A 21,155-nucleotide genomic window follows, 5' to 3' on the forward strand; every position below is an offset into this window, starting at 1 on the left:
TAGTAAATCCTCTTTTGCTCTTTGTTTAGCTTCGTCGCTACTACTTGCTACATATAACGCAAAGTCATGCTGCTCAGCTAAGCTATCAGCACGATACGCTCCTAAATTTACAAAGTATAACTGCTGCGATTGGGCCACGGGTTCATCAACCACGGTTACTGCAAAGCCATCAATGTGATTTACCGCCATATAGCTGTCCATGTGCACGCTACTTTTATCACCGACCCACTGCGCTTTTAATTTTGAGTAAGTTTGTTCAATCGATTCCCCAACAACAAAACGAACATCATGCATTTCAATATGGCAGCCCTGAATACGCCCACCTAAATACACCATAAATAACTGCATTTTCTCTCCTAACAAATAGTATCAACGTCAATGTTGTGTTTTTTGATCAACTTATAAAAATCTGAGCGATTTCGCTTAGCTAGTTTTGCCCCTTCAGCCACGTTACCGCCAGCCATCTTTAAAGCATTAATCACATAATCTCGCTCAAATTCTTTTTTAGCATCGTTAAGTGAAAGCGGCTCAACATTGTTGGTATTACTATTAAGCGCACTTTCAACCAGCTGTGCTGATATTACTTCACCTGGGGTAAGTGCGACAACCTGCTCTACTACATTTTGTAACTGGCGAATATTACCCGGCCAATCGTGACGTACTAATGCATGCATTGCATCATTGGCGAAACGCTTTTCTTTTTGATCCATACGTTTAGCGATGGTAGCGCTAAAATACTGTGCTAATAAACTAACGTCTTCTCTGCGCTCACACAGTGGTGGCAATTTAAGATTCACAACATTTAAGCGGTAATATAAATCTTCGCGAAATTGCTGATTAGCAATCGCATCAGGCAAGTTTTTATGAGTTGCTGATACAATCCGCACATCAATTGGAATTTCTTCTTCAAAGCCCACAGGGCGAATAGTTTTTTCTTGTAATACGCGCAGTAACTTAACTTGTAAATTAAGTGGCATATCACCAATTTCATCTAAAAATAAAGTACCGCCTTGCGCTTGCTGAAATAACCCTTGGTGGTCTTTAATCGCGCCCGTAAAAGCCCCTTTTTTGTGACCGAATAGTTCTGATTCGAGTAATTCACCCGGTACCGCACCACAGTTTATTGCGACAAACGGACCTTCACTAACATGGCTATGTTGATGAATAGCATTAGCTAGTAACTCTTTACCTGTACCACTGGCCCCCGAGATCAACACATTGACCTGAGTCGGACCTAGTAATTTAACTTGCTCAAGTAAATGCAGCATAGCACCACTGCGGGTCACGATATTGCTGTTTGATGCACTTTCATCGGCACTGAGACCATGAATTTCAATCGCTTTTGCTAAACTATCAAATAACTCATCTTTATCTACCGGTTTAGTAATAAAGGCAAAAATACCTTGCTTCGTCGCTTCAACAGCATCAGGAATAGACCCATGAGCTGTCATCATCAACACTGGCAGCGCTGGGTAGCGATTTTGTAACTGACGGTGTAATGCCATACCATCCATTTCATCCATGCGTAAGTCTGTAACCACAGCATCAAACACATTATTTTTTAATAACTGTAGCGCAGCGATACCACTTTCGCAGGTAGTCACTTGATAGCCTTTAGATTCTATGCGAATAGCCAATAGTTTTAATAAACTTGCATCATCATCGACCAGTAAAATTCGCGCGCCTTGGTTTTGCTCTGTTGACATAATTACTGCTCCTTAGTTTCTTCGCGTAGTAATAGTTGCTGCTCGATGGCTGCCAGTGATGACAGGGTTTCTTGCATTTTATTATTCAGCGCTTGCTGCTGTTTTTTAGCGTTGATCTGCTGTTTTATTTGTTGTTTTTGCAGCCATAAATACTGTTTTATATCATCTGGCCAATAATAAGCTTGATCCAGTTTTAGCAGCTGCGTTAATACTTTTTCCGGTGCTAATACATTATTTTTGCAACTAAAATCAAAATAATGCTGAAGCTCTTTAGCACCAATATAAACCGTTTTACTCGCTGCCACTTGAAAACCACCGCACGACTTTGCATGCCAACCAATAACCGTTTCGGCAGGTGCATACATAGGATCGGTTTTCGGCCTAGGTTTCGGATTTGGTAAACTATCCCCTTGTGGTGTAGTCACCTTACCCGCTTGTTCAGCTTCAGGGTTGCTTTTATTTACTGGCTGCTCAGTTAACTCACACCCTGCGAGCCCTAAGGTTGTAATGCAAACTACTAAAATGGCATTTAAACGCACGCCCATGCTAATTAACTCCTTGGTTTTTATTGGTTGGAGGGATGATTGGGATTTGAATTATAAAACGACAGCCTTGTGGCTCATTATGCTCAACGTGTAAAGTACCCATCAATTGCTCAACAGACTCTTTTACAATGGTGAGCCCTAAACCACTACCTTGAGCGGTTATATCTTTAGCATTCTTACCTTGATAAAAGGCACTGAATATATGTGATTTCTCTTGCTCTTTAATACCGGTGCCTTGATCGCTAACGCTCATAGTCAAAGTACGACCAGCTAATGACAGAGCAATATTGACCGCCTGTCCTGCTGGTGAAAACTTTAAGCCATTAGAGATCAACTGAATTAAGATCATTTCAACAAGCTCTGCAGCAATTTCCAGTGGTTGCTCGGGTAACTCACAATGCCAACATAAGCTTTGCTTACGCGCCACTAAACGATGTTCAAAATGGCTGTTTATCTTGGTTATTAATTGCGAGAATTCCAGCTCACTTAAGTCTTCTTTGCTGCTGCGAATCGCATTGTAACTAAGTAAACTATCGATCATAGCGCGCAAACGCACCATGCTCTGGGTAATTAACGCCAACACCGCTTGCTGCTCTTTGTTAATTGGCCCAACGATTTCATCGGCAAGTAAGTCAGTGCCCTCAACCATTGACGCTAATGGAGTTTTCAATTCATGGGTAACATGGCGTAAAAAAGTATCTTTTTGTTGCTCTAATTGATGCAACTGCTCTTGCACCCATTGTAATTTATTTCCTAGTTCAACCAACTCAGCAGAGCCTTGTACAGCTATTTTTTGTTGCCAATGACCTTGCCCAAGCTTATCAATAACCGACGTTAATCCTTTTAAGCGACCACTTATACGCCATAAAAAACCACCACCTACTAGTAAAGTTAATGGGATAAGTGCTATTAACCAATTGATAAATGAGCTTTGCAAAGCTTTTAACTGTTGCTGATTTTTAGTTATTTGCAGCTCATTTTGATCTCTTAGCCACACCGTTTGACGCGCAATTAATTCACTCACAGGAATAAACAATTGCGCATCTTGTTGTCCTTCAGTAACGAGTTGAGTATGCGCTAATTGCAATACCTGTGCGAGTTGCTGCCATTGCTTAATATACTCCCCCGTAGAACTTATAAAAGTTAGTTCATCAATGCTTTGTAGTGATGATTGCCACTTATCAACAATCAATTCATCGAGTGATTCGCTTTTCAGCACCCAGTTTTGTCGCGTTGCACGCTCTAAGCTATTGAGGTCTTGCTTAAGATTATTAAATGACTTGGTAATTTGATAATTTTCACTGACGATTTGTTGAGTTACTGCTAGCTGTTTATTCAGCGCATTTAAAAATACAATCACTACCAGTGATAATGGCAGCAGCGATAACAAAGTACTAAACAAAAACTGGCCTATTAAATTGGGTCGCCAACTAAGTAATGCACTGTACTTTTTAGCGAATGAGGCCATTATCGCTACTCCTTTAGTTAAATGTCTGATTATGGAAGGTGTTACTTATACACTAGCTGAATCAATAAGAATAATGAATAAGGCGAACTGTGTAGCGCTATATAAAGCGACTGACGCTAAATTGAAACAACTTAACCAACTGTTTTTTAAAAACTTAATCAATACCCGTTAAAAGTTGTTGCAAAAAAGACACACTGCCCAGTCATTTTTTCCCACTTATTATCATGCCAAAACATTAAGTCACTGATATTTTTACAATAAAAAAATTGGCATCGTTCTTGTAACATCCGTATCAACGACTGTTTATAAGGAAATAATATGAAAATATTAACACCGCTGTGCTTATGCATCAGCCTACTGCTTAGCTTTAACAGCTTTGCCATTGATGTCGAGGCCACCTTCGCAGAACTTGATAAAGACAGTAATGGCACATTGAGTGAAGCAGAAGCATCTGAAGATGCGGTATTACACGAAAGTTTTGAGCAAATTGACAAAGATCAAAATGGTCAAATTTCATTTGCTGAGTTTAAACAATTTTTGCAATAATTTTCCCAAAGGAAACACTGCTATGAAACAACTTATCGCCGCTTTTTCACTGATGTTTTTAGTCATTAGCGCCACTGTTTTAGCATCACAATTAAACGTTAAGTTTGCGCAATTAGATACCGACTCTGACGGACAAATTTCATTGCTTGAAGCCAAGCAAAACAACACGCTATTAAAGCAGTTTACTGATCTTGATGATAATAACGACGAGCAGTTATCTGAGCAAGAGTTCGCAAAGTTTAAATTTTAAAAGGCTTTAAAGTATTTGCCATAATCCCGGAGGGAATGTGTAAACGGATTTAATGTTGGGATTTAAATTATGGCAAATGCTTTATTCTTTTTGTTGGTAGGATGTAAATAATGAAAAGCATATTAATAATATTAAGTGTGTCGCTAGCCACCAGTTTTAGCGCAATGGCACTGGATGTAAAACAACGTTTTGATCATTTAGATAGCAATAAAGATGGCTATTTAACGCATAATGAGCTTGAACCACAACCACAATTGTTGAGTAACTTTAAACGTTGGGACAAAAACCAAGACAATAAAATTTCCCTATCTGAATTTAAGCGTTTTTTAACTAATAATCTAGATTAACGAGTTTCCCCAATGAAATTTTGTACACAACTGGGACTAAGTTTGTTATTTGTCAGTAGCTGTTGCAGTTTTGCAACAACTGATAATATAGCAGAACAATTCAAAAACTTAGACCGCGATAAAGACGGTCTTATCACGCGTTCAGAGTCAGCAAAAGATCCTGCCCTGTGGTCTCGTTTTAAAAACTATGACAGCGATAAAGATGGTAGATTATCACTGTCTGAATTTACTCTATATGCAAATAAATGAATAGCTAATTCATCAGCATAGTTGAAATGCACAACGATAAATAATTTATTATATTTAATTTGCAGACTCAGTATTCTCTGTTACTGTTTAACTAACAAAAGCAGAAAAAGAATTCTAACAATGAAATGCTTACTCGCCTGTTTAATCACTTTATCTTTACCTGTGCTAGCTGATACCACGGTGATCTACAATGCTAACGGTTACACTCCAACTTACAGTGGCCAATTACAGCAATTTTCTACACTGGTTATTAAAGATGGCAAAGTAGTAAAAGTAGGAGACGATAAACTAAAAGCGAGTTTCCCTAATGCTGCAGTATTTGATGCCGAGCAACAAACCTTATTACCTGGTTTAATTGACGCCCACGGTCATGTGATAGGACTTGGTAATAATTTAGCGCAACTCGATTTACGTGGCAGTATGTCGATTGCAGAAATACAAAAAAAACTTGCTGTATTTGCTAAAAATAACCAGGGCTGGATTATTGGCCGCGGTTGGAATCAAGAACTGTGGCCTAATAAGCAATTTCCTACTGCTGCTGACTTAGATAAAGTTGTCAAAGATGTTCCGGTGGTGCTTTCTCGTGTCGATAGCCACGCGATTTGGGTTAATAGCAAAGCGATGGAGTTAGCCAAATTAACACCCACAGTACAGTCACCAGCAGGTGGTGAAATTATTCGCAACCAAGCAGGTCAGCCTAGCGGTATTTTTGTCGATAAAGCCGAAAGTTTAATTACTGCACATATTCCAACGCCATCTGATCAAAACGTAAATAATGCCTTAAATCAAGCTGGCCAACATCTGCTCAGCTTAGGTATAACCTCAACCCACGATGCTGGGATTGATAAACAAACATGGCAAGTTTACAAGCAAAGAGCTGAACAAGGCACCTTACCGCTGCGCATAGTTGCAATGCTAAGTGCAACAGATCCGTCCCTTGAAGATATGCTCAGAGCCGGTCGCTATAAAGATCTTAACGATTTCATGTCTATTCGTAGTGTAAAAATATATGCTGATGGTGCGCTAGGTAGCCGTGGCGCCGCACTACAGGCCGATTACGCAGATAGAAAGAATCACCAAGGTTTAATGCTCGAAACTCAACAAAAACTAGAGCAGCTGTACACATTGAGCTTTAACCATGGTTTTAGCGCCAATACCCATGCCATCGGTGATAAAGCAAATCATATTGTGTTAGATGCCTATCAAAATGTATTTAAAAAAACCGGCGGGATTTTACTACGTAACCGTATAGAGCACGCACAGATAGTTGATCCAGCAGATATTCCTCGCTTCAAAGCACTTAAAATCATTCCATCAATGCAACCGGTGCATGCAACTTCTGATATGCATATGGCAGAGCAGCGCCTTAGCGATACACAATTACAAGGTGCATATGCTTGGCAAACGTTTTTAAAGCAAGGCTCAGTAGTAGCTGCAGGCTCAGATTATCCAGTTGAACTGGCCAACCCCTTTGACGGTTTGTATTCAGCAATTACTCGCCAAGATCACAATCAATTACCCGCTAATGGCTGGCGAGTCACTGAAGCACTGAGCAGAGAAGATGCACTCAGAGCATTCACGTTAGGTGCCGCGTATGCCGCACATCAAGAATTTAAATTAGGTAGTTTAGAGCAAGGAAAGTGGGCTGACTTTATTTTAATCGACAAAGACTATTTTAAAGTGCCAGTACAAGAAATTTTTACCATTGTCGTAAATCAAACATGGATTGGCGGTGAATTACGCTACCAAAAAGCGCAAATTGATACACAGAGTAAGGCACAATAAACCACGCTATTATTGCGGTTTTTGTTGTTGACGTTTGAGCTTAATTAAATGATAAATATTTACGAAGGTTAGCAAACCATTAGTGATAGCCACAGGCCATGCAACAATCGCAATACCGTAGGCTGTGAAAGCAATACAACCGGCAAGGTTAAACCAACGAAGTTTGCTCACATCACTCATAGTTAAAGAGGCAATAAGTAAAGCTGAGGCAAAATACCCCAAATATTCCCAACTCATTTGTTCTCTCCGGTACTTTAGGTTAGCATTGCAAATGTTGTAGTTTAGGCAAAGTTATTCCACAATATAGCAATAGTATAAAAAAGCTAACTTACTAAAAACCCAAAGCTGCTAAAAGCACACTTTAATAATCATTACACGGGATATCAGGTATTAAGCTTAATTAACCGAGTTAACTAAGCTAGTAAGTTAGCGTAAATTCTTAGAATCTTAATGCTAACGTCATTAAGGTGTAATAAATAGGACAATTGTCCGAAGGGCATTGTTGATGTTTCAATATCATTTTTCTAGTTATCTCGTCGACCAGCTACTAACCTTTGCTGGCAGCCGTTATCAACAATCTAAAAAAGAAGTACTGATCCACCAAGATCAACCTCTTACAAAATTAGTGTTAGTCAGAAGCGGCACCGTATCGTTTAGTTATGATGTCGGTAATGGCCGCCGCTTACTGCTGGGCCAACTTGATTGCAACAACACCTTAATTGGTGAAATTGAAGCGCTAAACAATAATCCCTGCATTTATACAGTTACCTGCTTCAGTGACGTTAGCTACAACCTAATAGAGCTAAAGCACTGGCGTGCCCTGTTACTTGAAAAGCCAGAACTGAGTTTATACACAGCACAAACTATTGCCGCTAAGTTTCAAGAAAACCAAAAAATTAATTTAGATAAACTATTGTTGCCATTGGGTTACAATATCGCCAAAGACTGTTTATTACGTGCCGAAAATAATAACCCCACCCTGCTGCGCGCATACCCAACGGTAAATGCTGAAGCTGAGCGTTTTGCCACCACAGAGCGAGCCTATCGCCGCGTAGTATCGGAACTGGTGGAAAGAGGTTTAGTCGCACGCTCAAATGATGGACTCAAAGCGGTTGATTTAGATAAACTTAGCGATTACGTGGATAGTTTTTCGCAGCTATGAAGTTGACTCACATTAAAATTCAGCCGAAAAAAACAACGTTTAACTGCCTAAAATGCAACTATTTACATTTACAACCGCAGCCTACTACTTTAGCATAGTAAGCTAATAACGAAGCTGCGCTAAATCCGTAAAAATTAAATAAGAGATTTATTACATAACAGGGTAACAATTTTCTTATTTAATTAATAAAAGTATATATAATGTTCACTTGACGTATATATAATGTGCGCTTATCCTTGATGAACAAATTATTGTATTATAGGTGCAAGCCTGACCTGGTGCGCGCTTCGGTACATTTATAGAACTGCAATTAAGTCTGTTTACTTTAAAGAGAAAGGAAAGAAAGGTAACGATTATGGGAAATAATAAATTCAAGCTCACCAAGCTAGCTCTTGCACTTGGTCTGACAGCAACTTTAAGTGGCTGTTTTAGCGATAACGACAACAATGATTATGTAAAGCCACCAGTTCCACCTGAACCAACCGTTGATGTTGCTGTACCACCAGTAGCAATTGAAGCTCAAGCAGGTTCAGTTACTGTTAATATCGTAGATGTAAAGGGTGCTGCTTTAGCTGATACGGTTACAGCAACGATTAGCTTTACTTCTTCTGAAGACGGCCTTTTAACAGCTGCAGGCAACGCTTTAGCTGATACCGACAAATCATCAACAGCTAGTTCGTTTGCATACACAGTAGACTCTATCCCAGCTAATGGTGTTAGCTATGACTATGTTATTTCTGCTGCTGGATATTTAAACAACTCTGGTACTTTAACGTTATCACCAACTGATAACGTTGTAGCACAAGAAGTTCGTTTAACACCACGTACACTTGCAGATTCTGATGTAGCGATTGTTGCTGACACCAAAGAATTAACTGCATTAGTACCTGAAGGTGAAAATACCACTGTGTCGTATGACCCAGCTTCAGGGTTATCAATTTCTGGCGATAAAACAGAGATTACATTACCACAAGCAATTAACAAAGCAGGTGTTGCTGTTGGCGGTTCAACCGTTAAAATCAAAAGCGGCACGCAATTTTTAGATAAAGATAATCAACCGTTAACGACAGTTCCAAAAATGACTGTTGCCTACTTTGCGAATGAAGCAACACGTAATGATGAAGAAGCCGAAACTGCAGCTGCAACCTCGTCGTCATTAGATGCGTTCCCTGGAGGTTTAGCTCTATCTGTAGCTTCTGATCCTAACAGTACTGATCAAGTGCAAGGTTCATTTACTTCAGGTGGCTTTGTTGCTATCGAGCTAGTTGATGATGCTGGTAATAAAGTGAAATCTTTTGGTGCAGGCAATTCAATCACTGTTGCAATGCAGGTCGACAAAAAGACTTCAAACCCTTGTCCTGTAACTTTACCTGCCGGTACTACTGATATCAAAGCATACGCCGAAGCAAATGGCTTCAAAAATGGTGTATGTACTGTTGCAGCTCCTGTAGCTCGTAAAATTGCGGTTGGTGATATCTTCCCAGTTTGGAGTTACGATGAAGAAGCTGGTAAATGGGGATTCGAAAGCTACGGTGAAGTAACTGATAGCGGTAATGCATCAACATTTGATGTATCAGTAGATGTAAATCACCTATCTTACTGGAACCTTGATTACTTCAACAACAATAAATGTTCAAGTGTAAAATTTGATATTTTAGATAGAAATGGTGACGCTAATATAGCTGAAACAACTATTTTACTTGAAATTAATGGCTATAGAAGATCTTTCACTAGCCGTAACGGTAATTATGGATCAGCAACGTTTAACAACCCTCCAGGTTTCCCGGTTAAAGTTAAAGTATTGCGCAATGGTGTTAACGTTTTAGATGGCTTGTCAACTGACACTGATAGCACTGCATCGGCATTATCTGTAAGCAATATCTGTGACTTAAATGATAAAGATCTAACACTTACAATTGCTCCGCCAACAATTGTAACTAAAAAAATAACAACACAGCTAGTGTGTAGCAATACCGGAGATTTTGAAATAGGTACTCCACCGGTTGCAACACCTGCGCTAGTCAGATTGTTTAAAGATGGCAACTTCAAGCAAACTATTTACTCGAAAGGTACTTTCAACCTGAACTTAGAGCAAGGTGGCACTTACTCTGCTAGTTACCTTAACTACAACACTAATGTGTGGACATCTACTCCAGTAGCGGCAAACACAACTGCAGCTACATTTGATATCCCAGTAGTGTGTGAAGTTGATACTGTACCAGTATCTGGTTCTGGTTCTGGTTCTGGTTCTTAATCTGAGGTAGAACTGTACTTCCTAAAGCCGCGCATTTGCGCGGCTTTTGTTTATCTCGTTATTAAGTTATTTTTGGTTTATAGTATTTATAGCTAAAATAATTATCGGGTTTTAAAAGTTTAAAACCTAACTCTAATCTAAATTGGTTAATCACGTGACTTATAATAAAACAACCCTCGCGACACTTTGCGCACTCAGTGCCAGTACCTCCGTTTTTGCTGATCAAAACATTAATCATGGTATTGCATATAATGGATTTACCGGTATTTTCAACACTCCTACCGCTGTTGTAATCGACAAAGGTAATATTGATATAGGTTACAGTAACCAGCTAGAAGCTAGAGGAAAGTACACCGACGGTCATAACTTTACATTTTCAGCTGGACTTTTTGAAGGTTTAGAAGTCAGTGGTAGGATTACCTCATCGTCGATGCACGACATAACATTTAGCTATGAAAATAAAGGCCAAATCCGCGACTTATCATTTAATGCCAAATACCAAATTCCATTCATTCCAAAAGACTGGTTTAGTGTCGCTGTTGGCGCTAAAGATGTTGGTGGGGCTGCGAATAACTATGAAGCGTTTTATGCTGTTGCTTCTAAACAGTGGTGGGATTTTCGCTTTAGTGCCGGTATTGGCACATCTGACACGCTTACAGGGCAACTAGACGGCGCATTTGCTGGTATTGAATATCAACCTTTCACTTGGCTTTCAGTACTCGCTGAGCATGATGCAGAAGCATTTAATTTAGGCGCCCGTATTACGGTGCCAAAAGAGTGGCTTTATGATATTGCCACGGTTTCATTTAATAGCCGCTTTTACTCAAATACAGAACTTGCTAGTGATGATACTTATTGGGGTGTCAATATTAGCATGCCGCTCAGTGATGCAGCACAAGATTACTACCACACTCTAAAACCAGCACCTCAACCAGTTGCAGCGGCAAAGTTATCTAAGAGTTCAAATCAGCGAACGAGAGCAACTCTTGCTACATCCCCAAATCAAACGGAAGAGTCTGTTAGTCGAGTAGTATCTGCGGAACCAGTAAAAGTATTAACTACGACCAAACAAAATCAACAAGTTTCCACTGCACAAAATAACAATCAACAAATTCACAGCTTAAAAAGCAGCTTAGTTAACGATGGTTTTGAAAATATCCGTGTTGGTATTAGCGAGAGCAAACAAATCATTGTTGAATTTGAAAACTCAGTATTTAATCGTAATGAAATTGATGCGTTGGGGCTTGTTTTAGGCCGCATAACTGAAAGCTTTGCTACTGGCAATAATGAATTTATTGTTCGCTTGGCAAAACAAGATATCCCACTGTTACAAGTCAATGGGTATTTAGATAATTACCGTCGCTTTATTGATGAAAATATCACTCCTGATTTAATGGTCAGCACTCAATTTAGTGATAAAGATGCTGTGGGTGTAAAATGGGCCGGAAATACCCAAAGCACGAGCCCTTATTTTGTACCTAGAGTTTCATTTTCACCATCGTTATCATCACGATATGCAACTGAATTAGGTGTTTATGATTACTCGTTAGCTCTACAAGCCGATTTACATGTACCATTATGGCAAGGTGCAGGTGTAAATATTACTGGGCAAGTTAATGTAGCTAATACAGATCACTTTGAAAAAGGTAGTGTATTTAGTAATTCACGCCAAGAAACGGGGATTAAACGTGCCGTTGTATATCAAACATTCGCTTTACCGTTTAACATATATAACCAGACTCAAGTCGGTTTATTCCAAGATTACTTTGATTATACAGGTATTACCAACGAAACTGCATGGCAAAGCCCCGCAGGCCGCCACAAGATACAAGCAAAGTTAGGCTACTTTGAGTATAAAGATTATGACACTGATAAACGCGACTACTCGGTTTATTCATACCGTTATTTATGGGCTGAAAAGGATGTCTCTTTCCATATCTCTGGTGGACAATTCTGGAATGAAGATACCGGCTATAAACTTGAAACTAAGTTCTGGTTTGGTGATGCAAATATAACCGTAATGTATAGCGACACTGACGTAGAAAAAGTGGGGATTGGTTTTAGTATTCCATTATCACCACGCAAAGATATGGATGCAGGTAATTGGCAAGTTACAGGGACTAAAAGCTGGACACATAGCGTAAATACTATAATTAATCAAAAAGTAAATTTGATAAACACCAGTAGTGCGACAATACTCAAATCGTCAATCGACCTCGATAATACTTTCTTAAACCAAGATCGTATGTCAAGCAGTTACGTATATGCTCATTTAGCACGATTAAAAGAAGCGTTTGAAACCTATAAATAATATTGGTTTAGACAGCTAATTGATAAATAAAAAAAGGCCTAGTTAAGGCCTTTTTATTTTTACTCGACAGATTTATTTTGCTAATAAAATATCGTGTATTTTTACTAAATCTGTTTTACCAGCGATGATCTCATCAGGTGTTAAACCCGATAATTCATGCGGGAATACTAACCACTCTTCTGATTCATGAATGTAGTAGTCAGGCTTCATATCAACTTTAGAATTTTTTGGTTTGTAATACGGGCATGCAATGCGGATATCTTTAGGTAAGTTTAAACGCATCAGTTCCGAAAGCTTTTCTTTCAGTGCAAAAATACTACGCCCTGAATCAAATACATCATCAACAATCAATAACGAGTCACCTGCGTTAGCATTTTCAATAATGTAGTGTAAGCCATGTACTTTAATTTCTTTCGACTGCTTATTAATACCATAATATGATGAAGTTCGTACCGCGATATGATCTGTCTCTATGCCCTTATAATCATAATACTCTTGCACTGCAATCCCAATTGGGGCACCACCACGCCAAATACCAATAATAAAATCAGGACGAAAACCATCTTGGTATACTTGCGCCGCAACGCGAAATGAATCTTCAAGCAATTGTTGCGCTGTGATGTAGCACTTATCTGACATAATTAGAATTCCCAGTGTGAGTTGATCATTCAAGTATAGTTTATGAATACGACTTAAATAAAAGCAGCGCTTTTAATGTAAGAAATATAACTTCAAACCTTTATCACTTGAAATGCAAAAGTGGGGCGAGATTTTAGCGCAAATAAACTAAAAAAGCTTGTTTCTGTTTGTAATTACATTTTTATAGCCAACAAAAAAGCGCCTAAAACGGCGCTTTTTTAAACATATTCAAGATTACGCTTTTTCTAGTAAAGTACGTGCAACTGTGCGCATCCCGACTGTTGTCGCGCCCGCAGCCCATTGACTCGTGCTACCCATATTAAACGCTGCCGCTAAATCCATATGCACCCAGCCTTTGCCGTCGTTTGGTACAAAGCGTGACAAGAAACCAGCAGCATTTGATGCACCACCATAACCACCGCCTTTTTGGGCACGGCTGTTAGCTGTATCAGCGTATGGTGAAGGACAGTTTTGTTGATGCCACTTTTCAAGTGGTAGTGGCCACGCGCCTTCCATTTCTTGCCCAGCAAAGCCTTCAACTTCACGTACAAACTCTTTATCAAGTCCAAATAAGGCATTGTACTCTTGACCAACAGCAACTAGCGCAGCGCCTGTTAGTGTCGCCGCATCAATAATTAAAGGAGCACCTGTTTCAGCTGCAGCCATTAAGCCATCAGCAAGTACTAAGCGTCCTTCAGCGTCAGTGTTAACAATCTCAACTGTCGTGCCGTTTTTATAGGTAAGGATATCACCCAGCTTATATGCATGGCCTGAAATAAGGTTCTCAGCACAGCATAAAAACAGTTTAATACGTTTATTAATACCGCGACTAATAGCCAATGCCAAACCTGCGGTAACCGTTGCAGCACCGCCCATGTCGCACTTCATACCTAACATACCTTCGCTGGCTTTAATTGAATAACCGCCAGAGTCAAAAGTAATCCCCTTACCAACAAGCGCTGCATCCACAGGCGCATTTTCATCGCCAGTTGGATTGTAATCAAGTGCAAGTAATACAGGCGGGCGCTCACTACCGCGACCAACAGCATGGATACCAATCCACTGCTGCTCAAGTAGCGCATCACCTTTGATGATTTGATAGCTCACGTGTTCAGGAGCTAGTGATTGAATAAATTCAGCAGCTTTACCAGCTAAACTTTCAGGGAAAATGTCATCCGCCGTGCCATTGATCATTTCACGCGCCCAAGTAGCAGAACGAAGTAATGAAGCAAGCTCTTGGCTATCTGTTTTAGCATTTTCAGCAAATTCAACACCGTGTAATGACTTAGGCGATACAAACCCTTGATAAAAAGCCCACTGTGTTTCTGTACACCAGCAATCACCAGCTAGCACGACATTTTTAACGCCTTGATTGGCAATACTGCGCGCGGCTTTTTGTACATTTACTAATGTTTCTTGTTCAGATAAATGAACCGTTGCACCGTGCTCATAAAAAGATAACGTGGCGGTTTCGCCCCAATGCGATGCAGCACCCTGCTCGCTTAATTGAACAACAAATTTTTCAGACATGTTAGAATACTCTTTGCGCTAAAATAGTGACAATGAGTTTACTATAGCCACAACAACTTCCCAACTGCTTGAGACCAAATAACTAAAATAATGAAATATACAACGCCACTCCAACACGCTACTTTGATCAAACGCTACAAACGTTTTTTAGCCGATTTACGCCTTAGCGATGGCTCAGAGTTTACCGCCCATTGTGCCAACACAGGTAAAATGACTGGTTGCGCGGAGCCTGACTTTGCAGCCTTTTATTCCACCAGTAGCAATCAAAAAAGAAAATATCCTCATTCATTAGAATTGACACAAAACCAGTTTGGCCATCTGATCTGTGTCAATACGGCAATCGCGAATAAAATCGTTGCAGAAGCACTTCATGCAGCGGTAATCAACGAGCTTAGCGGCTACACTAAAATACAGCCAGAGGTTAAATATGGTGATGAAAATAGCCGTATCGATTTTTTACTGACAGCTCCCCAACGCCCAGACTGCTATGTAGAAGTAAAATCTGTCACTTTACTCAGTCAAAATGATCCACAAAGTGGCCAAGGTTACTTCCCTGATGCCGAAACTCTTCGCGGTCAAAAACATATTCGTGAATTAATTGAAATGGTTGCACAAGGCCACCGTGCAGTGCTGCTGTTTGCTGTATTACATCAAGGGATTAAGCAAGTTAGTGCGGCACGCCACATTGACGAAAAGTACGCCCAACTAGTTGATTTAGCAATAACTAAAGGTGTCGAAGTAGTTGCTTATAAAGCCGATATTTCGAGCGCTGAAATTACACTAACAGAAAAGCTTACTTTTAATTAAAAGCGACTTGTTTTTAAGGTTTTCGCCCATATAACAAGGCAAGTTTTTAAGCACTTATTTAAAAGTAATCGGTGTAAAAACCACTTATCGTACCTTTTTTAATTTTATTGATGCGGTTTAAGTAAGACTAATTAATGAAAAATAAATTTGCCTAGGCCATAGGATTCTGTTATTTATAGCCGCCGGCTCATGCTGGGCATTATATTAAGGATTTAGGAGAAAGTTATGCCAGACCAAAAAAAATTAGGGTTATTGGCTCAGGCCGGATTAGAACCATACCAGGAAAAGCCGGGCGAAGAGTATATGAATGATGCACAACGCACTCATTTCAAAACTATTTTGGAAGCATGGCGCAACGATTTACGCAATGAAGTTGACCGTACTAAATCGCATATGCAAGACGAAGCAGCTAACTTCCCTGATCCAGTTGACCGCGCAGCACAAGAAGAAGAGTTCTCTTTAGAACTTCGTACTCGTGACCGTGAACGTAAACTGATCAAAAAAATTGAAAAAACGATCCAATTAATCAAAGAAGATGATTTTGGTTTTTGTGATTCGTGCGGGATTGAAATTGGTATCCGCCGTTTAGAAGCACGTCCTACAGCTGACTTATGCGTAGACTGTAAAACGCTTGCGGAAATCAAAGAAAAACAATCTGGACGTGGTTAGTTACTAGTAATTAATCAATGTCTACCACAGCCGTTACTGCGCCTATGCGCAACTATCGCGGTCGCTTTGCGCCGTCACCTTCTGGACCACTTCATTTTGGTTCTCTTGTGGCGGCTGTGGGCAGCTACCTTGACGCGAAAAGCAACCAAGGCACTTGGTTAGTCCGTATTGAAGATATCGACACCACACGTGTTGTAGACGGCGCCGCTAAGGATATTCTCAATACCTTAGAAGCCTATGGTTTGTACTGGGATGAAGACGTAGTCTATCAAACTCAACGCCATGACTTGTATGCGCATACCATTAATAATCTAAATAACCAGCACCTAATTTATGCTTGCCACTGCTCGCGCAAAGAAATTAAAGCGCTTGGCGGTATTTATCAAGGCCATTGTCGTCATTTAAAGCATAGTCAGAACAGCAGCGCACTACGGTTAATTCAGCAACATGCTACATGCCAATACCATGATCTCATTCAAGGTGAGATAAATGTAGCTCATGATCTCGCCCACGAAGATTACTTAATAAAGCGCAGTGATGGGCTATTTGCTTATCAACTAGTGGTGGTCGCAGACGATATTGCCCAAGGTATCACTCATGTCGTACGCGGCGCAGACTTGCTTGAACCAACCGCACGCCAATTGAGTTTATTTAAACAATTAGCTGCCACGGCCCCCCATTACGCACATTTACCATTAGCAGTCGCTAAACCTGGGTTTAAATTATCAAAACAAAACTATGCCCCAGCTATTAGCAAAAGTAACCCCAAACCGGCTTTGCTGAGTGCATTCGAATTTTTAGGATTGGCGCCCAAAGATGAATTACTTGAACTAAATATCGAGCAAATGCTAGCTTGGGCAGTAGACAATTACAACTTGCAAAACGTCCCTAAAATGACACAAATTCAAATTTCGCAAAACCCGCACAGCCATACAATCGCCTTTACGCATTTAAACAAATAAAAATTCACTAAAAAAGGCTAATTTTAAGGCCTTCAACTTAATTTTTAAGCTGTGCTGGTATATGATAGCCCACCTTAAATGTGCAATTCATTTAATTAATACCAATTGCGTTAAGGTTGTACACGATTCAGCAGTCAAGTAGCCCAATAACAGGATAATAATTTCCAGCATCGTGATGCTAGAAAATTTTAACCCTAGCAATGACTGTTTAACTGACTAGAATGAACAAGACTCTAATACCATAGGTATTACCAAGTAAACGCAACACATGTGCAGTTAATAGCAAAGTGAAGCTATACTTGGTTTGATTTTGATGGCGTCCATCAAATAACCGAATTCTGTAGGAGACAGATTATTATTTCCAAGCTTTTTCAATTTTGTCGGCAAATTATTGGCCCAACCGCCTCTGTAACAGCCGAACATACCCAAGTCTCTGCGCAGCCTTTAATAGTTGGACGCAATGAGCATGGTATTTCTCGCAAACAATTTAGCCCAAATGCAATCAAGGTATTATATCGCCTGAAAGACGGAGGCTTTGATGCCTACCTTGTTGGTGGTTGCATTCGTGATATTTTGTTAGGTCAACAACCAAAAGATTTTGATGTGGTCACCAATGCCACTCCTGATCAGGTTAAAAAGCTATTTCGTAATTGCCGCTTAATTGGCCGTCGTTTTCGTTTAGCACACATTGTTTTTGGTCGTGAAATAATCGAAGTGGCCACCATGCGTGGTCATCACGAAGCGCCTGAAGATAAAAACCAAATTAGCCAATCGAGTGACCAAGGACAACTGCTGCGCGATAACGTTTTTGGTAGTATTGAAGAAGATGCTGAACGCCGCGATTTTTCAATCAATGCGTTATATTATTCAATTAATGATTTTTCAATCCATGATTATGCTAATGGCTTAGCCGCTATTAACGCTCGACAAATCGAGATGATTGGTGATCCAGCAACCCGTTACCGCGAAGATCCTGTGCGTATGCTACGCGCAGTTCGCTTTGCAACCAAACTCGATATGTCGATTGCACCGGCAACCGAGCAACCTTTAAATGAATTAGCAAGCCTGTTAGATAATATACCTGCAGCGCGGTTATTTGAAGAAACACTGAAACTGTTTTTAAATGGCAAGGCCGAAGCAAACTTTTTAATGCTACGTAAATATGGCCTTTTTAAATCATTATTTCCAGCTCTTGATAGTATTTTAGATAGTAATCCTGATGGCTTAGAGTTCGCTTTAATTCAACAGATGTTCCGTAATACAGATGAACGTATTAATGCGGAGAAAAAAGTAACTCCAGCATTTATTTTTGCTGCATTGTTATGGTTCCCATTATTGCAGATCACTAAAGCACTGCAAGAACAAGAGCAACTATCTGAATACGATGCCTTCGCTCAAGGTATGAACAAAGTACTCAGTGATAATGCCCAACATATTGCCGTACCAAAACGCTTTACCCTTGGCGCTCGTGATATCTGGCATATTCAACACCGCTTAGATAAACGCTCAGGACAACGTGCATATCGCCTTACACAGCAACCACGTTTTAAAGCTGCGTATGACTTTTTACTCTTGCGCGTACAGGCCGGTGAAAAACAGCATCAGCAATTAGTTAACTGGTGGACTGAGTATTTAAAACAAGACATCAATGGTCAAAAAGAGCTAGTTAAAGCGTTAGGTACGCAAGGCGCAACAAAAGGCCGTCGTCGTACTCGCCGACGCAGCCCAAAACCAGCGGCTGAATGATCATGGATACCGTCTACCTTGGTTTAGGGGCTAATTTAAACGCTCCACGTACTCAACTAGATCATGCTGTTGCAGCACTGCGTGCATTGGCTGATTGCGAGTTTATTGGTGTATCGCATTATTACGCGAGTAAACCGATGGGCCCGCAAGATCAACCTGACTACGTTAACGCTGTTGCGGCGCTAAAAACCACGCTATTACCTGAGCAGTTGCTTGATTTAACACAACAGATAGAACTTGAACACGGCCGAGTACGAAAAGCACAGCGCTGGGGGCCACGCACCTTAGATATTGATATTTTATTATTTGGTGATCAAGTCATTAATAGCGAGCGTTTAATTGTGCCACATTATGGTCTAACTGAACGCGAGTTTGTGGTTTACCCGCTACTTGAAATAGCCCCAAATATTACGCTGCCAAATGGTACATTACTTCACAGTATTAGCACTAATTTGGCACTAAACGAATTACAACAATTACCTCTGTAATTAATTTCAGGCTGTTGCCTACGAGGATACTATGTCTAAAATAACCGTTTCTACGCTTAATAAAATGAAAGCAGACCAACAAAAAATCACGGCATTAACGGCCTACGATGCCAGCTTTGCAAAGTTATTTCATGATAACGGCGTAGACGTTATTTTAGTCGGTGATTCGTTAGGCATGGTGTTACAAGGTGGCGACGATACCCTGGCTGTCACCAATCAAGATATTGCCTATCATACTCGCAGCGTACGCGCCGGGAGCCGTGATTTATTCGTCATTGCGGATATGCCATTTATGACCTACTCAAACCCAGCCGAGAGCTGTAAAAATGCAGCAGAATTAATGCGAGCTGGCGCTAACATGGTCAAACTTGAGGGGGGCGAATGGCTGTATGACTCAGTTGTTGCGCTGACTCAACAAGGTATACCGGTATGTGGACATTTAGGCTTAACACCGCAATCAGTACATGTGTTTGGTGGTTTTAAAATCCAAGGCCGTAGTGAACAACAAGCACAAAAAATGATTAGCGATGCTCAGGCGCTTGCCGCGGCAGGCGCACAAATGCTGGTTCTTGAATGTATTCCATCTGAACTTGCCAAATTAATTACTGACGCGGTTAATATTCCTACCATTGGTATTGGTGCAGGTAATCAAACTGATGGCCAAATTCTAGTCATGCATGACTTAGTTGGCATTTCAGCAGGTTACATCCCTAAATTTTCTAAAAACTTTTTACTCGAAACAGGCAATATGCCGGATGCGGTTAAAAAATATTGTAGCGACGTTAAAAGTGGTGCTTTTCCAAGCACGGAACATGAGTTTAAATAATGCAGTCGATCACTGAAATAAAATCATTACGTAGTCAAATTAAAGCATGGCGCCAAGCTGGGCTTAGTGTAGCACTAGTGCCAACTATGGGTAATCTACATCAAGGGCATTTTTCACTCGTTGAGAAAGCCAAAAACATGGCTGATAAAGTCGTGGTTAGTATTTTTGTAAACCCAATGCAATTTGGTGTCAACGAAGATCTTGATAACTACCCGCGCACCCTCATTGCGGATAAACAAGGACTGGCAGAGCTTGATACTGATATTGTATTTACCCCAAGTGTGGAAGCCATTTACCCTAACGGTTTAGATGCGCAAAGCTTTGTCGATGTACCAAATATATCAATGGGTTATTGCGGCGGATCACGTCCAGGTCATTTTCGCGGTGTAGCAACGGTGGTTACTAAATTATTTAACTTAGTACAGCCTGACTATGCGTGCTTTGGTGAAAAAGACTATCAACAGTTGCAAGTGATTAAAACCATGGCTCATGACCTGTCAATTCCAGTAGAAATTATTGGCGTTGCAACCAGCCGTGAAGTGTCAGGGTTGGCGATGAGCTCTCGCAATGGCTACTTATCAGAAGCTCAAAAAGAAACAGCGACAGTGCTATTTAAAACCCTTAATTGGAGCGCAGAACAGTTAAACTCGGGACAACGTGATTTTGACGACATATGCCGACAAGCAAAGCAGCAACTAGAGCAAGCAGGGCTCAAAATTGACTACTTTGAAATAGCTCAGCGCGATACCTTAAAAAAAGCTACACTCAATGATAGTCAACTAGTGATTTTGGCGGCAGCCTTCTTAGGGCCAGTAAGGCTAATAGACAATCTGCTCGTTGATATTACATAACAATAATTGGAATA

The 21,155-nt window shown here is 40.3% G+C and carries 22 protein-coding genes; 15 read left to right on the forward strand and 7 right to left on the reverse strand.

The genetic code is table 11. From position 1 onward, the window contains the following. The 4 genes from H5200_RS09375 to H5200_RS09390 all read right to left on the reverse strand — a co-directional run. A partial coding sequence (locus tag H5200_RS09375; protein WP_182761365.1) for a DUF1543 domain-containing protein occupies window positions 1–348 on the reverse strand: 348 nt, incomplete at its 3' end. Window positions 349–356: 8 nt separating this feature from the next. After that, window positions 357–1,706, reverse strand: a complete 1,350-nt coding sequence (locus tag H5200_RS09380) for a sigma 54-interacting transcriptional regulator (protein ID WP_145235410.1) — start codon at window positions 1,704–1,706, stop codon at window positions 357–359. 2 nt (window positions 1,707–1,708) lie between these two features. Next, a complete protein-coding gene (locus H5200_RS09385) occupies window positions 1,709–2,251 on the reverse strand; it encodes a hypothetical protein (protein ID WP_182761366.1) in 543 nt (180 codons plus the stop codon). Window position 2,252: 1 nt separating this feature from the next. Further along, window positions 2,253–3,722 (reverse strand): HAMP domain-containing sensor histidine kinase, encoded by a 1,470-nt coding sequence (locus tag H5200_RS09390; RefSeq protein WP_182739833.1) that lies wholly within the window; start codon window positions 3,720–3,722, stop codon window positions 2,253–2,255. 315 nt (window positions 3,723–4,037) lie between these two features. Between H5200_RS09390 and H5200_RS09395 the strand changes: the two genes are divergently transcribed. From H5200_RS09395 to H5200_RS09415, 5 genes are all read left to right on the forward strand, one after another. Further along, a complete protein-coding gene (locus H5200_RS09395) occupies window positions 4,038–4,265 on the forward strand; it encodes an EF-hand domain-containing protein (RefSeq protein WP_145235406.1) in 228 nt (75 codons plus the stop codon). A gap of 22 nt (window positions 4,266–4,287) precedes the next feature. After that, the gene (locus H5200_RS09400) at window positions 4,288–4,515 is read left to right on the forward strand and encodes a hypothetical protein (protein ID WP_145235404.1); all 228 of its coding nucleotides are present in this window, start codon (window positions 4,288–4,290) and stop codon (window positions 4,513–4,515) included. 110 nt (window positions 4,516–4,625) lie between these two features. After that, the gene (locus tag H5200_RS09405) at window positions 4,626–4,862 is read left to right on the forward strand and encodes an EF-hand domain-containing protein (protein WP_149982106.1); all 237 of its coding nucleotides are present in this window, start codon (window positions 4,626–4,628) and stop codon (window positions 4,860–4,862) included. 12 nt (window positions 4,863–4,874) lie between these two features. Continuing rightward, complete coding sequence (locus H5200_RS09410) at window positions 4,875–5,111, forward strand: EF-hand domain-containing protein (RefSeq protein ID WP_149982107.1); 237 nt, start codon at window positions 4,875–4,877, stop codon at window positions 5,109–5,111. Window positions 5,112–5,231: 120 nt separating this feature from the next. Further along, a complete protein-coding gene (locus tag H5200_RS09415; RefSeq protein ID WP_182739827.1) occupies window positions 5,232–6,896 on the forward strand; it encodes an amidohydrolase in 1,665 nt (554 codons plus the stop codon). A 9-nt stretch (window positions 6,897–6,905) separates the two neighbouring features. Here the strand turns inward: H5200_RS09415 and H5200_RS09420 are convergent, their stop codons facing one another. Then, window positions 6,906–7,133, reverse strand: coding sequence for a YgjV family protein (locus H5200_RS09420; RefSeq protein ID WP_182761367.1), 228 nt, complete (start codon window positions 7,131–7,133; stop codon window positions 6,906–6,908). A gap of 268 nt (window positions 7,134–7,401) precedes the next feature. Here H5200_RS09420 and H5200_RS09425 point away from each other — a divergent pair, with 268 nt between their 5' ends. The 3 genes from H5200_RS09425 to H5200_RS09435 all read left to right on the forward strand — a co-directional run bounded on the left by H5200_RS09425 (window position 7,402) and on the right by H5200_RS09435 (window position 12,623). After that, entirely contained in the window at window positions 7,402–8,058 is a 657-nt protein-coding gene (locus tag H5200_RS09425) for a Crp/Fnr family transcriptional regulator (RefSeq protein WP_145235393.1), read from the forward strand. Between the two features lie 355 nt (window positions 8,059–8,413). After that, the gene (locus H5200_RS09430; protein ID WP_182717169.1) at window positions 8,414–10,312 is read left to right on the forward strand and encodes a hypothetical protein; all 1,899 of its coding nucleotides are present in this window, start codon (window positions 8,414–8,416) and stop codon (window positions 10,310–10,312) included. A gap of 154 nt (window positions 10,313–10,466) precedes the next feature. After that, window positions 10,467–12,623 carry a YjbH domain-containing protein gene (locus H5200_RS09435; protein WP_182761368.1) on the forward strand — a complete coding sequence of 719 codons (2,157 nt, stop codon included), beginning with the start codon at window positions 10,467–10,469 and terminating at the stop codon, window positions 12,621–12,623. A gap of 72 nt (window positions 12,624–12,695) precedes the next feature. On the opposite strand, the gene H5200_RS09440 is transcribed toward H5200_RS09435, so the two are convergent. Together H5200_RS09440 and pepB are read right to left on the reverse strand one after the other, a co-directional pair. Then, window positions 12,696–13,262: a phosphoribosyltransferase gene (locus H5200_RS09440; RefSeq protein WP_145235390.1), complete on the reverse strand. Its 567-nt coding sequence runs from the start codon at window positions 13,260–13,262 to the stop codon at window positions 12,696–12,698. A gap of 234 nt (window positions 13,263–13,496) precedes the next feature. Beyond that, entirely contained in the window at window positions 13,497–14,792 is a 1,296-nt protein-coding gene (gene pepB / locus H5200_RS09445; RefSeq protein ID WP_182761369.1) for an aminopeptidase PepB, read from the reverse strand. Window positions 14,793–14,882: 90 nt separating this feature from the next. Here pepB and sfsA point away from each other — a divergent pair, with 90 nt between their 5' ends. From sfsA to panC, 7 genes are all read left to right on the forward strand, one after another. Then, entirely contained in the window at window positions 14,883–15,599 is a 717-nt protein-coding gene (sfsA, locus tag H5200_RS09450) for a DNA/RNA nuclease SfsA (protein WP_182758180.1), read from the forward strand. 225 nt (window positions 15,600–15,824) lie between these two features. After that, a complete protein-coding gene (dksA, locus tag H5200_RS09455; protein WP_145235383.1) occupies window positions 15,825–16,268 on the forward strand; it encodes an RNA polymerase-binding protein DksA in 444 nt (147 codons plus the stop codon). A gap of 17 nt (window positions 16,269–16,285) precedes the next feature. After that, window positions 16,286–17,230 carry a tRNA glutamyl-Q(34) synthetase GluQRS gene (gene gluQRS / locus H5200_RS09460; protein WP_182717172.1) on the forward strand — a complete coding sequence of 315 codons (945 nt, stop codon included), beginning with the start codon at window positions 16,286–16,288 and terminating at the stop codon, window positions 17,228–17,230. A gap of 387 nt (window positions 17,231–17,617) precedes the next feature. Further along, the gene (gene pcnB / locus H5200_RS09465) at window positions 17,618–18,976 is read left to right on the forward strand and encodes a polynucleotide adenylyltransferase PcnB (RefSeq protein WP_310736213.1); all 1,359 of its coding nucleotides are present in this window, start codon (window positions 17,618–17,620) and stop codon (window positions 18,974–18,976) included. 2 nt (window positions 18,977–18,978) lie between these two features. After that, window positions 18,979–19,464 (forward strand): 2-amino-4-hydroxy-6-hydroxymethyldihydropteridine diphosphokinase, encoded by a 486-nt coding sequence (gene folK, locus H5200_RS09470; protein WP_182761370.1) that lies wholly within the window; start codon window positions 18,979–18,981, stop codon window positions 19,462–19,464. Between the two features lie 31 nt (window positions 19,465–19,495). Further along, the gene (gene panB, locus H5200_RS09475; protein WP_145235375.1) at window positions 19,496–20,290 is read left to right on the forward strand and encodes a 3-methyl-2-oxobutanoate hydroxymethyltransferase; all 795 of its coding nucleotides are present in this window, start codon (window positions 19,496–19,498) and stop codon (window positions 20,288–20,290) included. Next, window positions 20,290–21,141, forward strand: coding sequence for a pantoate--beta-alanine ligase (gene panC, locus H5200_RS09480; RefSeq protein WP_182717173.1), 852 nt, complete (start codon window positions 20,290–20,292; stop codon window positions 21,139–21,141). Before panB ends, panC begins: the two co-directional genes overlap by 1 nt. Window positions 21,142–21,155: the final 14 nt, after the last annotated feature.

It is taken from the genome of Pseudoalteromonas sp. SG43-7, from assembly GCF_014164295.1.
In the GTDB taxonomy this organism is placed as follows: domain Bacteria; phylum Pseudomonadota; class Gammaproteobacteria; order Enterobacterales; family Alteromonadaceae; genus Pseudoalteromonas; species Pseudoalteromonas rhizosphaerae.

What these genes read in the sequence shown, in the direction of transcription:
- H5200_RS09380 (WP_145235410.1), bottom strand. Translation starts at nt 1,706, where the DNA reads ATGTCAACAGAGCAAAACCAAGGCGCGCGAATTTTACTGGTCGATGAT.
- H5200_RS09385 (WP_182761366.1), bottom strand. Translation starts at nt 2,251, where the DNA reads ATGGGCGTGCGTTTAAATGCCATTTTAGTAGTTTGCATTACAACCTTA.
- H5200_RS09395 (WP_145235406.1), top strand. Translation starts at nt 4,038, where the DNA reads ATGAAAATATTAACACCGCTGTGCTTATGCATCAGCCTACTGCTTAGC.
- H5200_RS09400 (WP_145235404.1), top strand. Translation starts at nt 4,288, where the DNA reads ATGAAACAACTTATCGCCGCTTTTTCACTGATGTTTTTAGTCATTAGC.
- H5200_RS09405 (WP_149982106.1), top strand. Translation starts at nt 4,626, where the DNA reads ATGAAAAGCATATTAATAATATTAAGTGTGTCGCTAGCCACCAGTTTT.
- H5200_RS09410 (WP_149982107.1), top strand. Translation starts at nt 4,875, where the DNA reads ATGAAATTTTGTACACAACTGGGACTAAGTTTGTTATTTGTCAGTAGC.
- H5200_RS09415 (WP_182739827.1), top strand. Translation starts at nt 5,232, where the DNA reads ATGAAATGCTTACTCGCCTGTTTAATCACTTTATCTTTACCTGTGCTA.
- H5200_RS09420 (WP_182761367.1), bottom strand. Translation starts at nt 7,133, where the DNA reads ATGAGTTGGGAATATTTGGGGTATTTTGCCTCAGCTTTACTTATTGCC.
- H5200_RS09425 (WP_145235393.1), top strand. Translation starts at nt 7,402, where the DNA reads ATGTTTCAATATCATTTTTCTAGTTATCTCGTCGACCAGCTACTAACC.
- H5200_RS09430 (WP_182717169.1), top strand. Translation starts at nt 8,414, where the DNA reads ATGGGAAATAATAAATTCAAGCTCACCAAGCTAGCTCTTGCACTTGGT.
- H5200_RS09440 (WP_145235390.1), bottom strand. Translation starts at nt 13,262, where the DNA reads ATGTCAGATAAGTGCTACATCACAGCGCAACAATTGCTTGAAGATTCA.
- pepB (WP_182761369.1), bottom strand. Translation starts at nt 14,792, where the DNA reads ATGTCTGAAAAATTTGTTGTTCAATTAAGCGAGCAGGGTGCTGCATCG.
- sfsA (WP_182758180.1), top strand. Translation starts at nt 14,883, where the DNA reads ATGAAATATACAACGCCACTCCAACACGCTACTTTGATCAAACGCTAC.
- dksA (WP_145235383.1), top strand. Translation starts at nt 15,825, where the DNA reads ATGCCAGACCAAAAAAAATTAGGGTTATTGGCTCAGGCCGGATTAGAA.
- gluQRS (WP_182717172.1), top strand. Translation starts at nt 16,286, where the DNA reads ATGTCTACCACAGCCGTTACTGCGCCTATGCGCAACTATCGCGGTCGC.
- folK (WP_182761370.1), top strand. Translation starts at nt 18,979, where the DNA reads ATGGATACCGTCTACCTTGGTTTAGGGGCTAATTTAAACGCTCCACGT.
- panB (WP_145235375.1), top strand. Translation starts at nt 19,496, where the DNA reads ATGTCTAAAATAACCGTTTCTACGCTTAATAAAATGAAAGCAGACCAA.
- panC (WP_182717173.1), top strand. Translation starts at nt 20,290, where the DNA reads ATGCAGTCGATCACTGAAATAAAATCATTACGTAGTCAAATTAAAGCA.